At 56.1% G+C, this 14,654-nt stretch carries 12 protein-coding genes; 2 read left to right on the top strand and 10 right to left on the bottom strand.

Features of this window, described 5'->3' with window-relative positions; translation table 11 throughout:
- Positions 1-3: 3 nt before the first annotated feature.
- The gene (locus tag RWS31_RS10290) at positions 4-1,338 is read left to right on the top strand and encodes a serine hydroxymethyltransferase (protein ID WP_314598120.1); all 1,335 of its coding nucleotides are present in this window, start codon (positions 4-6) and stop codon (positions 1,336-1,338) included.
- A gap of 116 nt (positions 1,339-1,454) precedes the next feature.
- Here the strand turns inward: RWS31_RS10290 and RWS31_RS10295 are convergent, their stop codons facing one another.
- The 10 genes from RWS31_RS10295 to RWS31_RS10340 all read right to left on the bottom strand — a co-directional run bounded on the left by RWS31_RS10295 (position 1,455) and on the right by RWS31_RS10340 (position 13,624).
- Entirely contained in the window at positions 1,455-3,095 is a 1,641-nt protein-coding gene (locus RWS31_RS10295) for an L-lactate permease (protein WP_314598122.1), read from the bottom strand.
- Positions 3,096-3,228: 133 nt separating this feature from the next.
- A complete protein-coding gene (ldhH, locus tag RWS31_RS10300; RefSeq protein WP_314598123.1) occupies positions 3,229-5,406 on the bottom strand; it encodes an L-lactate dehydrogenase (quinone) large subunit LdhH in 2,178 nt (725 codons plus the stop codon).
- Positions 5,406-6,023 carry a lactate utilization protein gene (locus tag RWS31_RS10305; protein ID WP_314598124.1) on the bottom strand — a complete coding sequence of 206 codons (618 nt, stop codon included), beginning with the start codon at positions 6,021-6,023 and terminating at the stop codon, positions 5,406-5,408. Before RWS31_RS10305 ends, ldhH begins: the two co-directional genes overlap by 1 nt.
- Positions 6,024-6,275: 252 nt before the next feature.
- Positions 6,276-7,673, bottom strand: a complete 1,398-nt coding sequence (locus tag RWS31_RS10310) for an FAD-binding oxidoreductase (protein WP_314598125.1) — start codon at positions 7,671-7,673, stop codon at positions 6,276-6,278.
- Positions 7,670-8,878: an electron transfer flavoprotein subunit alpha/FixB family protein gene (locus RWS31_RS10315; RefSeq protein WP_314598127.1), complete on the bottom strand. Its 1,209-nt coding sequence runs from the start codon at positions 8,876-8,878 to the stop codon at positions 7,670-7,672. Before RWS31_RS10315 ends, RWS31_RS10310 begins: the two co-directional genes overlap by 4 nt.
- 86 nt (positions 8,879-8,964) lie before the next feature.
- On the bottom strand, positions 8,965-9,756 hold the full coding sequence (locus RWS31_RS10320) for an electron transfer flavoprotein subunit beta/FixA family protein (RefSeq protein WP_314598131.1): 792 nt from the start codon (positions 9,754-9,756) through the stop codon (positions 8,965-8,967).
- Positions 9,757-9,810: 54 nt separating this feature from the next.
- Positions 9,811-10,050, bottom strand: a complete 240-nt coding sequence (locus tag RWS31_RS10325; RefSeq protein ID WP_009646746.1) for a hypothetical protein — start codon at positions 10,048-10,050, stop codon at positions 9,811-9,813.
- A 20-nt stretch (positions 10,051-10,070) separates the two neighbouring features.
- Entirely contained in the window at positions 10,071-11,540 is a 1,470-nt protein-coding gene (locus tag RWS31_RS10330) for a hypothetical protein (RefSeq protein ID WP_314598134.1), read from the bottom strand.
- On the bottom strand, positions 11,540-13,249 hold the full coding sequence (gene ptsP / locus RWS31_RS10335; protein ID WP_314598136.1) for a phosphoenolpyruvate--protein phosphotransferase: 1,710 nt from the start codon (positions 13,247-13,249) through the stop codon (positions 11,540-11,542). The genes RWS31_RS10330 and ptsP overlap by 1 nt, the downstream gene beginning before the upstream one ends.
- A 108-nt stretch (positions 13,250-13,357) precedes the next feature.
- Positions 13,358-13,624, bottom strand: coding sequence for an HPr family phosphocarrier protein (locus RWS31_RS10340; RefSeq protein WP_006190627.1), 267 nt, complete (start codon positions 13,622-13,624; stop codon positions 13,358-13,360).
- A gap of 312 nt (positions 13,625-13,936) precedes the next feature.
- Here RWS31_RS10340 and RWS31_RS10345 point away from each other — a divergent pair.
- On the top strand, positions 13,937-14,654 hold a 718-nt coding region (locus RWS31_RS10345; RefSeq protein WP_314598138.1), incomplete at its 3' end, for a hypothetical protein.

Raw genomic sequence — 14,654 nt, forward strand, 5'->3', positions numbered from 1 at the left:
TATATGAAAAAAGAGCTGCTATTGAGCAAACTGCAGGGCTTCGATCCAGAAATCTTCGCCCTGCTACAGGATGAAATCCAGCGTCAGCGCTACATGCTCTCCCTCGTGCCCAACAACAATGCCATGTCGCCCTTCGCCCATTATCTGGAAGGCAGTCTGCTCGCCAACAGCGCCTTCGATGCACAAAATCCGAATGCAAATAGCACAAATCTCGAAGAGATTGCCATCAAGCGGGCGAAAAAACTCTTCGGCAGCGAGCATGCCGTCGTCCGTCTCGGCAATATCGGCGCGGCTTCGCGCGTCGTCTGCCTCGCGCTGCTGCAGCCAAACAGCCGTGTGCTTTCCTTTAATCTGCGCAAAGCAGAACATTGCAGCGGCCTCAGCTTCACATTCAAAAACTTCGGCATAGATGCAAAAAAACAAGTTCTCGACTGGGATGAAGTCGAGCAGACAGCGGACGAGACAAAACCTAATATGATCATCTTCTCTCCCGTCAGCTACCCGCGCAACGCGAATTACCGCCGCCTCTCTGAGATTGCACGAAAAGTCGGCGCATACCTGTGGGTGGACATCGGGCAGAGCGTCGGCCTCGTCGCATCCGGCCTCCTGCCGTCGCCCGTGCCGTTCGCCGATGTCGTCACGTTCCCCACGAATGATTCGCTGCACGGTCCGGACGGCGCCATCGTGCTTTCCACGAAGGAAATCAGTCAGAAGCTCGATGAAACCGTCATCAATACGGGACACACATCGCTCCATATCAACCATATGGCGGCATTGGCCGCGGCCCTCTTGGAAGCTGGAACAGAAACCTTCCGTCAATACGGCAAACAAGTTCTCGTCAACAGCAAGGAACTCGAACATGCTTTGGAAAGGAGTGATATTCCTCTCCTCTGCGACGGTACGGACACGCATCTCGTCCTGCCGCTGCTCCCTGCCGAACTTCAGGAAATCGATATAGCGGAGTATATGGGGAAGGCGGGCTTCCAAGTCAAGCCAGACCGTGTACCGACCATGGCGAAGGATATCTTTCTTCCCGCTCTGCGCCTTTCGAGCCTGACGCCGACCATACGCTCCTTGAAGGAAAAAGAGATTGCCGAAATCGGCGCTCTCCTCAGTACAGCCTTGAAAAAGAAGCTGCCGGATGCAGATCTTGAATCCATCCGCAACCAGATTGCCACGCTCGTCATGAACAAACCTATCTTTTCCGAGGAATGGCTGACGAGCAGCAAGATGGGGTCGCACGCTTTCTATAACAGTGCAAACAGCAGCGCGGCGCACGAAGCCGCCTCTACGGAAAAAAAGAACCTCATCAAGAATTTCTTCCATCTCAAGGACTGAACGCTTCCCCTCGTTCCATATGCTCTTCCCGCCCGAACGCTTGAAGCAAAAAGAATCCCCAAGCCAGAGACTTGAGGATTCTTTTTTATTTCGTATGGTGTGCGACTGCTGATGCGTCAAACCGTCGGTGCAATACCGAGCTGCATGGCGATAAGCATCGTGATGATGCAGATGACGTAGTAGATCGCCCATGGCACGATGTTCGTTCGGATCAGCTTGCCCTCGATGCCCTTGATCGTGATGACGCCGGTCGTGGCGGCAGCAGCAACGATGTTGTTGATGCAGATCATGTTGCCGATGGCGCCGCCTTGGTTCTGCAAGGCGAGGATGACCGTCGGCGGGATGTTGAGGAGCTGCGCCGTCTGGAACTGCAGCGGGGAGAACATGATGTTCGACACCGTGTTCGAGCCGAACATGAAGGCGCCGACCGAGCCGATGAAGGTCGCGAAGTAGAAGTAGTTGCCGCCTGCAAGCTCTGCAACGCCCTTCGCCATCGTCAGGAGCATGGAGTCAAGGCCGAGGCCGTTGATGCTCGAATAGCGGTACATGTAGACGAGACCGAAACCGAAGATCAAGGCGACGGTCGCACCATAGACCTGGTTTGCGGACTTCGAGAAGATTTCCTTGACCTGCGTGCCCGTGAGGCCGTAGAGAGGAATCGAGAGAAGAACGATGAGGAGGAACGGCGCGACGCCCGGGTTATTGAGGATCGCGAAGTTCCATGCGGCTTCCGGAACGCCGAGGATGCCCTTGACAGAGATGACGACGCTCTTGATGGGTCCCTTGAGACCGAGCTGCGGGATGCGCGTGAGGATCAGCCACAGAGAAACGAAGAGGTACGGAATCCAAGCCTTGAAGAGCGACATGTGCGGAATATCTTCCGTCTTCTTATCCTTCTTCTCATCGCTCTCAAAGCGCCAGATCGTCTTCGGCATGAGGAAGCCAGCCTTCGCGGCACCGATGAGCACGAAGATCGTGATGGCGGCAGCCGTCAGCGACGTGATCTCCGAGCCGATGAACTTGGCAAGAATGAGGAAGAAGATGTCAAAGACGACAGCGGCAAAGAGGCAGAACGGCAGCACAGGCAGAGCGTCCGCAAAGGACTTGTTCTTGCCGAACATGCGCGTGATGATGCCGACGACAACGAAGATGATGAGGAGCGCGCCGACGGCCATGCCGAGAGCCGAGATGAAGGAAAGACCCAACTTCCAAGTCTCGAAATCGGTGATGCCGATTGAAGGAAGCATCTCCTTGACGATATCAGCCGCCGCATTTGTCGGCGTGCCGGCTGCACCGAAGGGAACCGGCGTCGAGTTCAAGATGAGGCAGGAGATCGCAGCTGCCATCGGAGGAAAGCCCAAACCGATCAGCAGAGGGGCCGCAATCGCCGCCGGCGTACCGAAGCCCGCCGCACCTTCGATGAAAGCGCTGAACGCAAAACCGACGATGACGAGCTGGATGCGCGCATCCTCCGTGATGCCGTTGAACATGCCCTGGATGCGGTGCATGGCGCCCGCCTTGTCCAACATGTTCATCAGCAGGATCGCGCCGAAGATGATGAGGAGCGTATCAATAGAGCCGAGGAAACCCGCCACAGAATACGCGGCGATGTCCAAAACCTTCATTTCCCAGGCAAAATAACCGATGACGACAATGACTGCCCAAGCGATCGGCAGAACCTTCTTCGCTGACATGTTGAACACAACGGTCAGCACGATGGTCAGCAGAATAGGTACTGCTGCGAGCAAAGCTAACATGAATTTCAACTCCTATCCAGTTTTCAAAAATTCGGGACGACCTGCGTCCCTAGGCATCGCAGTCGTTTCGATGCTCCCCGCAGGCTGCCTGCAGGAAGCATCGAACGCTGCCAAACTGCGGTTTACATCAAGCTCATCTTCCCCTTGCCGCGATATTTTCCGCAAGAATATCGGCGACATGCTTGATCTTGATGTTCGGCGCCTGCTTGTCGAGACCGCCGCCGATCTGCATCATGCAGGCCGGGCACGCGACCGCGCAAACCTCGGCGCCCGTGTTCTTGATGTTGTTGACTTTCTTCTCGAGCAGCGGCATCGAGATCTCGACGTACTTGACGCCGAAGGCGCCCGCCATGCCGCAGCAGTGGTCGGCGTCCTTCATCTCGACGAAGTCGATGCCCGGCGTCGCCTCCAGAAGCGCGCGCGGCTCCTTGTAGATGCCGAGACCGCGGCGGATGTGGCACGAATCGTGGTACGTGACCTTCTGTCCACCGGCAGCCGAAGGCATCAGGCGGCCTTCCTTCTCGTAGATCTCCGCGACGAGGCTCGTGAACTCGCGAACCTTGCTGGAGAACGTCTTGACTTTCGCGAGCATGGCGGGATCGTCCTCGAAGAGCTCGACGTACGTCTTCTCCAAGGTTTCCGTGCAGGTCGGGCAAGCCGAGAAGATGGCATCGGGGTTCGACGCGAGAAGCGCCTCGATGTTCTTCTTCGCGAGCTTCCTTCCCGTATCACGGTCGCCCATGCCCATCGCAGGCTTGCCGCAGCAGCTCTGCTCCTGCGGGAAGGTCACGGCGACGCCGGCATCCTGCAGCACGCGCACGGCGTTGACTGCCGAGTCAGGGAATACGAAATCCATGTTGCAGCCCGTGAAGAAGACGACGCGCATCTTCGGATTCTGCGGGTTGTCCTTTTCGAGCGCCTTGGCGCGGTCGCGGAACGGCGTATCGGCGATGGCGGGCAGACTGCGGTTGTCCGTCATCTTCGCGAAAAAGAGAGGCAGATGGCGAATGAACTTGCCGCTCGTCATCGGCTTCTGCGCCTTCGCGCCGATCCTCAGAAGCGTATGGAATACCTTGCGGTTCGTGAGGATGTTCTGGAACACCGTCTTTTCTGCAAACGGCATGCCGTTTTCCTTCACGTTCCTCGAGCGCAGCTCATCGATGATGTCCGGGATGGGGATCTTGCCCGGGCAAATCTGCACGCACTTGCGGCAGCCTATGCAGAGATCGCTGAACTTCGAGAAATCCTTAAGACCGTTGTCCAAAAGGCCTGTGAGAATCGCTCCAATACCGCCCGAGTAGATATGCCCGTAGACGTTGCCGCCGACGAGTGTCCAAATCGGACAGACGTTGAGGCACGAGGCGCAGCGCACGCACTGATAGACCTCGTTGAGTTTGGGGTCACGCGCGGCTTCCAAACGGCCGTTGTCGAGGAGGATGACGTAGAGCTTGCGATTTTCCTCTACCCACTTACCGTCCTTCTTGTAGATGACGGGCGTCTGACCCGAGATGAACGTTTCGTAGCTCGTCGCTTTCTGGCACGTGCCGTTTCTCGGCAGAAGGCGCAGGATCTTAGCAATATCTTCGACCTTCGGGATGAGCTTCTCATAGCCGATGAGGACGACGTTGATGCGCGGCAGAGTCGTCGTGATGCGCGCATTTCCTTCGTTCGTCACGAGACCGGTCGCACCATTCTCGGCGACGCCGAAGTTCGCACCCGTGAAGCCGAGATCCGCCTGCATAAACTCTTCGCGCAGCACTTGGCGCGCCGTCTGAACCATGAAGGGGATGTCGCTCGGGATGTCTTTCTTCAGCTCCTTGGAAAAGAAGCCCGCGCACTGCTCGCGATTCAGGTGGATCGCCGGCATGACCATGTGTGACGGGTGCTGTCCCGCGACGGAGAGCATCCATTCGCCCAAGTCCGTCTCACGGATGTGAATGCCGTGCGCTTCGATGTCTTCGTTGAGACGGATTTCTTCACTTGCCATGGATTTCGACTTGACGATGCGCTTGACATTGTTCTCCTTGCAGATCTTGAGGAGGTAATCCTTGACCGCCTGCCCGTCCTTCGCGCGGAAGACTTCGCCACCGCGCTCACGAACGGCAGCCTCGAACTGGTCGGCGAGTTGGTCGATGTGTTGCACGGCATCGTGCTTCATCGCGCGCAGATCCTCGCGCAGAGCCTCGATGTCATACCCTTCGTACGACTTCAGACGAGCGCCCGGATACTGCTCGGCGAATTTGCCGAGCGCGCCGCGAAGAATCGGATCCTCAAGCTTTTCGTTGATTTCCTTGCGCAGATCGCGTGCCATCAGCCCTCACTCCCTTCCATGTTTTCGATTGCAATGACGAAGAAGCGGCTCGGGCCATGAACGCCAAGCGTCAGCACGCGCTCGATATCCGCCGTACGCGACGGTCCCGTGATGAATCCAACATAGCCGCGCTTGTAGACACGCGAGATAATCTTCAAAGCCGTCGTGAGGTTTTCCGTCATATAGTTCGCATTGATGTATACGGCATGTACCGGCGGCAGCATGCCCGTGACGCGTGCCTCGTAAGAGTAGGTATCGACGCAGACGCCACCCGTCTCGCCAACGCCGAACTCCGCGACGGAGAGACCGAGATCGGCCGTCGGCGCATGTTCCGCAATCTCGAATTTGTCTGTATAGATCGGCACCTCGGGCGTGGAAAGCTCCTCGTAGATCTTCTTAATGCCTGCATTGTTGTCACCGCACGTCGCGATGACCTTCTTACACTCGAACTCCTTCATGAGTTCCGCCGTCTTCGCCTTCGCCGCTGCCAGATCCTTCACGCGAAAGACTTCCGCAGCAGCCAAAGTGGCGTTTTTCTCAAAATCGTCCCAATATTTCGCATCGATGAGTTTGTCATCGAACGCTTCCTTGGGCCAATCCTGACAGATTTTCAGCATGGTCCATCCTCCTTGATTAAATTGTTTTAAAAATAAATAGTATATATTATTTCTTAAGAAATCCCCTTCTCCCGAGCTTGCCGCTCAAGATCGTGCAGGAGGCGGCCCGCACGGCGATTTTCGCAGCAAGGCGGGAAAAGGGGGCTTTCATAAGATGGATTGTTTGTCGAGAAGCGCTTCTTTCAGCTGCAGCTTCCACAAAATTTCATCATTCAGTCGCCAAAGGTGTAAATGCACCTTGACGGCAGCTCCTTAGAAAAGCTTCGTCGGGTTCAAGATGCCCTTCGGATCGAAGGCCTTCTTGATGCCGCGCATGAGCTCGATCTTCTCAGGTGCATAGTTCTCACCCATGTAGGACATCTTCGCGAAGCCGATGCCGTGCTCGCCGGAAACGAGGCCCTTGAGCTCACGAGCCTTCTTATACATGCGTTCCATGGCATCTTCCAGGTTCTTCTTCCACTCCGCGTCGTTCATGTCGTCACGCAAGATATAGATATGGAGGTTGCCGTCGCCCGCATGGCCGAAGCTTTTGATGCGGATGCCCATATCCTCGCGCACCTGATGCACGTATTCAACAAACGTGTTGACGCAGTCACGCGGCACAACGCAGTCGACCTCGTCCATCTCCGTCGTCGAGCCCTTGATCGCCTCAAGGAACGCACCGCGCGTCTTCCAGATTGGCGTCTCGCGCTCTTCCGTATCGGCGATAAAGAGATCGATCGCGCCCTGATCGAGGCAGATCTTCGCGATATCATCGTAAGTGCCCGAAATCTCTTCCGTCGAGTTGCCGTCGAACTTCAGCAGCAGATAAGCGTCCGCCGTCTTGTCGGGGAACTTCATGCCGAGGAACTCTTCAGCGTCCATGATGACTTCGCGCTCCATGAACTCGACGGCCGTCGGGATGACCTTCGAGCGCATGATGACGGGTACCGTATCGATCGCATGCTTCAAGGTCGGGAACGGCACGAGCAGCGTAACCGTCTTCTTTGGCAGCGGGATGAGCTTCAGCGTCGCCTTCGTGACGATGCCGAGCGTTCCTTCCGAACCGATGATCATATCCTTGATGTCGTAACCCGTCGAGTTCTTGACGACCTTGCCGCCGAGGTTCATGACCGTGCCGTCCGCCATGACAACTTCCAAGGCGCGCACATAGTCACGCGTGACGCCGTACTTGACGGCGCGCATGCCGCCGGCATTCGTCGAGATGTTGCCGCCGATCGTCGCGGACTTCTCGCCCGGATCGGGCGGGTAGAAGAGCCCATGCGGCTCGACGTAAGCATAGATTTCCATGATGAGCACGCCCGGTTCAACCGTCAGCGTGAGGTTCTTGTCATCGAGTTCAAGGAAGTGGTTCATGAGCGTCGTGTCGATCATGACGCCCTTGTGCACGGCGACGGCTGCGCCGACGAGTCCCGTGCCTGCACCGCGCGGCGTCACCGGTAAGTTGTTGTCATAGCAGTACTTCATGACCTTGGAAACTTCTTCCGTCGAGAGCACGCGCACGACGACATCCGGATAATGTGCCTCAGCACTCAGCTCGTCATGACTGTACTCTTCCTTGATCTCATCTTTCCAAAGAAGGCGCTCGCGGTCAACGATCTGGGCAAGAGCCTCGAAGTCTTTTTCATCGAAAGTCTTGTAGTTACTCATGCTACAACGGCCTCCCCTTTCTTGATCTTTTCGATCAGCTGCGGAACGATCTCATAGATGTCTCCGACGATGGCGTAGTTCGCCACATCGAAGATCGTAGCCTTCGGATCCGAATTGATGGCAATGATGTTGTCCGAGTTGTTCATACCCGCGACAAACTGAATCGCACCCGATACGCCGCAAGTGATGATGAGCTTCGGACGAACCGTGCGGCCCGAGAGGCCGATCTGATGCTTCGCATCGAACCAGCCGCTTTCCATCATCGGACGCGTGCAGGCGACCTGTGCGCCCAAGAGCTCTGCCAGCTCCTCGATCATCGCGAGATCTTCCTTCTTCTTGACGCCGCGACCTGCGACGACGAGGATCTCGGCGTTCTCAATGCTCTGCTCCTTCGGCTTCTTCGTCGTGCCGTGCACTTCGACGCGGTTCTTGAGCTTCTCGGGTGCCACCGTGAACTCCTCAACCTCGCCAGAAAGTTCCGCGCTCCTCTCAGGCGCGTTCATAATCTTATAGCGTACCGTGCACATCTGCGGACGATGGTTCGGCGTATGGATTTCCGCCATGATGTTGCCGCCGAATGCCGGGCGAATCTGGACGAGATCCGTGTTTTCCTTCATGTCGAGAATCGTGCAGTCCGCCGTCAGTCCCGTCTTGAAGCGGGCTGCGATGCGCGGCGCAAGCTGACGGCCGACGGAGGTCGCGCCGACGAGGATCGCCGTCGGCTTCACCTTGTTGATGAACGCTTCAAATGCCGACGTATATGTCTCGATCTTGAAATACTTAAGCTCGGGGTTGTCGCAACAGAACACCTTGTCCACACCATAGTGTCTGAGTTCATCGACGCGTCCTTTGATGTCGCTGCCAATGAATACTGCATACACAGGATGGTTGATTTTTGCCGCGAGTTCCTTCGCCTTGCCGATGAGTTCGAACGTGACGGGGTGAATCACGCCTTCCTCATGCTCGACGTAAACGGCGATTCCCTTCCAATCGTCCTTGTTGACCGAGGGCTTCACTTCATCCTCGACGAACTCCATGACGCCCGCAGGGCCTTTCTTCACGCACAGCTTACAGAGCTTGCAGCCCGCATTGATGTCCAGTTTACCATCTTTATTTTCCAGTGCATTGAACGGGCAGACGGCGATGACTGCCTCCATAATCTCCGCGCTGGTGATTTTGTCTTGATGGACAATGAGTTTCCCCATGTGCATTTCCTCCAGTTCTTATTCGACTCCCTCCATGGCGCGTCGCTCGCGCCATGTGGGCAGTTTCTTTGACTTGGTTCAAACGATCAGGCGATGAACTTCTTCTTTTTCAGCATGCCCATGATCTTGTCCGTGACTTCTTCCGCTGTGCCCGTCCACGAAACCTGCTCCTTGTCGGATGTCGGCGGGAAGATGCGCTGCACCTGCGTCGGCGAGCCGTTCAGACCGTAATGGTTCTTGTCTTTGTCCGCCATGTCCTGAAGTGTGAACATCGGAATCTCCTTCGTCTCCGTCGCCTTCTTCTTGAGATACGACGGCAGGCGCGGTTGCACGATGTCCTTCTGCACCGTGATGAGGCAAGGGAACTGAACTTTCAAGTGCTCGACATCCTGCGCCATCTCCATGTCAACCAAGATGCCGCCATCCTCGACGCCCTTGATCTTCTTGACGTTGCAGACGCAAGGCAGATCGAGTGCCTCGGAAACCTCGGGACCGACCTGCGCCGTATCACCGTCCGTCGTCTGCAGGCCACAGATGATCAGGTCGAACTTGCCGAACTTCTTGATGCCCTGTGAAAGCGTGTAGCTCGTCGCCAGAACATCCGCGCCGCCGAACGAACGGTCAGAAATGATGACGCCTTCGTCCGCGCCCATGGCGAACGCTTCGTAAAGGACGGCCTTTGCCTGCGGCGGTCCCATCGTGATGACGCTCACGCGCCCGCCGTACTTCTCCTTGAGACTGAGGCCGCACTCGAGAGCAAACAGGTCGTACGGGTTCATCTTGGAATCAGCGCCGTCGCGCTTCAAGACGCCCGTCACCGGATCGACTTCAACCTTGTTCGAGCCCGGGACTTGTTTGATACATACGAGAATTTCCACAATTACCCCTCCGTTTATGATGATATCGCTTAAAGCCCTACCTCGTTTATGATACTATAAACCCGCGCAATAGGCAATAAGATTTTTCTGGTTTTTTTCGGAAAAATTCTGCTTTTCACGCGTTTCCTCTTGACCACGGCGCAAAAAAATAGGGCTTTTCCGCCTTGCGCCTATTGTATTCGCTATGCGCGACGAAAATCCTTCTTCGGAAAATAATTTCCTTTTATCGAGATATAAATCTAATATAATTCTGTCCTCGCATAAAAAGCGGGGCTGCTGCACGGTGATTTCCATGCAGCAGCCCCGCCTGTCCTCTACCACTTTTCCTTCCAGCCAAAAGAGGCGCGTTTGCCGTCGGCGTCGTAGATTTCGATCGGCGAGAGCGTCGTCTTGCCGTCCTTCTTGCGGAACATCTCGGCGCGTGCGCGGTAACCATCGCCGAGATCGATCTCAAGGTTGCCGAGCCGAAGGTCGTGCCACGCACTGTCGAAAGTACCCGAAAGGCTCGCAAACGGCACGACCCAGCGATACGTCCCCGCGCCTGAGCGAAAGTTCCCGCTGTACTTGGTGCGCCGCGCACTGCCCGACGAGTGGATCGTGAGGTCAAGCTCTACCTTGCAGTCGAGACATGCGCTCGGGAATCCTTCCTCCGCTTCCAATCCCTCGCCTTTCCCGTAAAGATTCCAATAGTGCGTGTCGAGGTCGTAGTCGCCGTAGGCGTACAGCTTGCCGCCAAAGACGTCCGCCGTGACGTCGGTGAAGTCAAGGCGAGCGTCGTGCCAGCGCACCGTCCCCTCAACGTTTCTGAACTCAATGCCGGGGATACGGAGCTTCTTCATGTGCACGAAGCCTTTGCCCTCCATCGCTTCCAAAGGCCCAGTGAAGCGCACGGAGAGCGTCATCTTGTCGCGAATGTCCATGCCGAAGCCCAATGAGCTCGGATCGACCTCACTGACGAGCACGGAAAGATCGGCGACAGGATGACCTGCCTCACGCATATTGACCACGCCATTGAGCGACATTCCGATTCCCTCCATCGTGCCGCCGAGTCCCACGACCGAGCCCTTGACGGCGACTTCCTCTGACGTATTGATGTCAGCATGTACTTCCATTCCCTGCAGCAAGTAATGGCGGCGACGATAAAAAAGCTCGCCGCGGCAGTTCGTGAGGTCGAGCTTTAAGCGCAGCTTCTTGCCCTCGCGGTCGAAGTTTCTTAGGCGTTCCTTCATCATCTCCGTCCTCTTGGCTCGCGCTTCCTCGCCGAGTGCCTTGAGCTCCGCCTCCGTCATGTCTTCACGTCTCGCCCTGCGTTCTTCGGCGTGTTCCTTTTCCTCACGCTCCTTCTCCTTGAGTCTTGTCTCCTCCAACGCATCAAGTTCCGATGAATGGCGCAGGAAGTCGAACTGCATGTCGTCGTCCAAGGCCATTGAGAGCACGGCGCCGTCCAAGGTCAGCTCCTGAATCGTCGTCGACTTCAAATTACCCGTGAGGACGTCGTAGGGACGCGCACGAAAACTACCGCGCGGCACGAAAAGGATCGTATTGCCCTCCGTGTCCTTCCAGTCGAGATTTTCGAAGCGCACCTCTCCGAAAACATTCGCATGCAGTTTCTCTACCGTCACCGTGCCGCGCAGCATCGTCTGCTCGGCCATCGCATGGTTGAAGATCAGCGCGGCGCTGCGACTCAGCACGAAAAGGTCGGCAAAAACGAGAATCGCGGCGAGAAACATCGCCGCGATCAGACCTCGAATTATCTTTTTCCTGCTTGCTGTAAAGCGCAGCATCAGGCGAGAACCTTCTGCAGGTACGCCTTGATTTCCTCTCCGTCTTCCATCTTCATGACATCGGCGAGGACCTCCTTGGCCTGCACGGCAGAGACAGCACGCAGCTTTTCCTTGACACGCGGAATCGAGGGCGCGCTCATACTGAGCTCTGTCAGCCCCATCGCCATCAAAAGCACGGCAGCGTAGGGATCGCTCGCCATCTCACCGCACATGCCGCACCAGATGCCGTTGTCCTTCGCGGCGCGCGCCGTGCGCTCAACGAGGCGCAGGACGGCGGGATTGAAATGATTGTAAAGATACGAGATGCTCGAATTGCCACGGTCAACGGCAAGCGTGTACTGCACAAGGTCGTTCGTACCAATGCTGAAGAAGTCGACGTACTTGGCAAGTTCGGGCGTCATGATGGCGGCCGCCGGCGTCTCGACCATGATGCCGACCTGCACATTCTCGGAGAACGCTTTGCCCTCGTGTGAAAGCTCCAGCTTCGCTTCATCAACGAACTCCAGGACCTTCTTGAACTCCGCGACGTTGATGACCATCGGCGCCATGATCGCTGCCTTACCGTATACGCCAGCCCTTAAGATCGCCTTGAGCTGAGGCAGAAAGAGGTCGCGCCGCTGCAAACTGATGCGCAGAGCACGGTAGCCGAGGAACGGATTATCCTCGGGAGGAATATTAAGGTACGGCAAAGGCTTGTCACCGCCGATGTCCATCGTGCGGATCACGCAGATTTTGCCGCCGCACTTCTCGACAGCTTCCTTGTACGCCTTGAACTGATCGTCTTCCGTCGGGATATCCTGCCTGCCCATGAAGACGAACTCCGAGCGGAAGAGTCCAACGCCCTCTGCACCATAAGTGAGTGCCGCGTCGACGTCCATGTGGTTGCCAATGTTGGCGCACAGTTCGACACGCACACCATCCGTCGTGACAGCAGGCAGAGGCGCCAACTCGGCGTAGTACGCCTTGCGTTCCTCCTGTTGCTTGATCTTCTCACGATAGTCCGCCAATGTCACCTCATCGGGACGCACGAGGATGTCGCCGCGCTCGCCGTCGATGACGACGCACGCGCCATCAGGGATCTCCGCCAGACGCTCGCCAATGCCAACGACCGTCGGGATCGCACGCGCCTTAGCGATGATGACGGCATGGCAGGTCGTGCTTCCCTGTCCCAAGATCACGCCAGCAATCTTGTCCGTCGGGATGTTGGCGATGACGGACGGTTCGATCTCGTGTCCGCAGAGGATCACGGGATCGTCGCCGATCTCTGGCTCCTTGACGCCAAGGATGTACTTGGCGATGCGCTTTCCGACATCGCGGATGTCGGTGGCGCGCTCGCGGAAATACGGGTCATCCATCTGCTCAAAAATTGCCGCCTGTTCCTTCGCCGTGTCAAGCACCGCCAGAGGAGCATTCGCGAGCGTTTCGATCTTCGTGTGCATCGTTTCTTCCATCATCGGATCCTGCGCGAGCATGCGATGCGCTTCAAGAATCGCCGCCTGCTCCGCCATCCCCTTCGCTTGCAGCGTTTTGATGTTCTCCTGCAATACGGCGACGACAGCCTTAATGGCATCCTTGATTTTCTGATTCTCAATGTCTTTATTGCCGGGCGTATATCCTTTGAGGTGGCCGTCGATGTTCTGTCCTGCCATCATGATCGTGCCGATCGCAATGCCAGCGATAACACCCTTGCCGCGCAAACTTTCTGCCATATGCTTCTCCCCCATTCATGGATCGTTCAGATGTCGCACAAAGATTTTGATGAGTTCTTATAAAAAAGCCCCGGGGCATAAATGAACATCTCCCCGGAGCTTCCCTGATTACTCCTCGCCGAACTTCGTTACGATAAGTTCCTTGAGAGCCGCCACAGCATCTGCCTCATCGGGGCCGTCCGCCTCAATCGTGATTTCCGTTCCCTTGGCAAGGCCCAGACTCATGAGCATGAGGATGCTCTTGGCATCCGCCGTCTTGCCCTTCGCTTTGACCTGGACCTTGGACTTGAATTTTGCAGCCGTCTGTACAAAAACGGAAGCCGGACGCGCATGGATTCCCGTCTTATTCTCAATCGTCAATGTTGCCTCTGTCATCTGAATCTCTCCTTACAAAAAAGAACAAAGCAAAACCTCATATCACCAAAACAGCGCAGCTTCCAAACAAGATGCACTGTCCCGTGAATCTTATTCAATGTATAATATTCGCCGTCCGTCCGACATTCCCTTTTTGCAGAGAAAAATTTTATCAAAAGACTTTAACGAAGCAGTTTTTCAAAAACTACGGCAGGAATTCAAGGATAGGCGTCGAAATAGCTAATGTCAGGGGTTCTGCAAGCAGCCCCCAGCCCCTGCGGACGCAAAGGCGTCTGCGGGAAAACTTACCGAAACGAAGCGTGGTGATAGGTATTGACGTTTTTCCTGCTTGCGATCGCCATCATGGCGGCGAGTATCCTCTTTCTTCATCGAATCGCCATTTTCTTTGATTGCCCCATCAAGTACAAACCCTTGATTCTCTGCGCAGTCATGGCCTTCTTCGTGAACTTTGCGACGCTCAACATCTCGTCCTTCCTGACGGCAATGCATTATGCAATCATCCTCATCTTCGTACTTGCAGCATCCTTGGGCGTCACCTTTTACAACGCTCGCCTGCTGAAAAAGGAACGTCTTACGGCTTCTGCCAGTATACGCGGCGAGCCTGGGGCGGAGGAAAGCAACAAAACCGCTGCCGACGAGACAACAACTGACGAAGTTGACACAGCCGAGGCAACTGCCGAAGCAGATGCCGGCGATGCCAGTGCAACTGAGGCAACTGAGTCAACCGCCGAAGAAGATACTGACGATGCCGGTGCAACCGAGGCAACTGTCGAAGAAGATGCTGACGATGCCGAGGCATCTGAGACAAGCACCGAAGAGGCTGCCGACGAAGCTGACGCAACTGAGTCAAGCACTGAAGAGGCTGCTGACGAAGCTGAGGCAACTGAGTCAAGCACCGAAGAGGCTGCTGACGAAACTGAGGCAACTGAGCCGACCGCCGAAGAGTCTGCCGACAAAGCTGAAGCAACTGAGACAAGCACCGAAGAGGCTGCCGACGAAGCTGAGGCAACTGAGCCGACCGCCGAAGAAG

It is taken from the genome of uncultured Selenomonas sp. (genome assembly GCF_963528755.1).
Lineage (GTDB): Bacteria > Bacillota > Negativicutes > Selenomonadales > Selenomonadaceae > Selenomonas.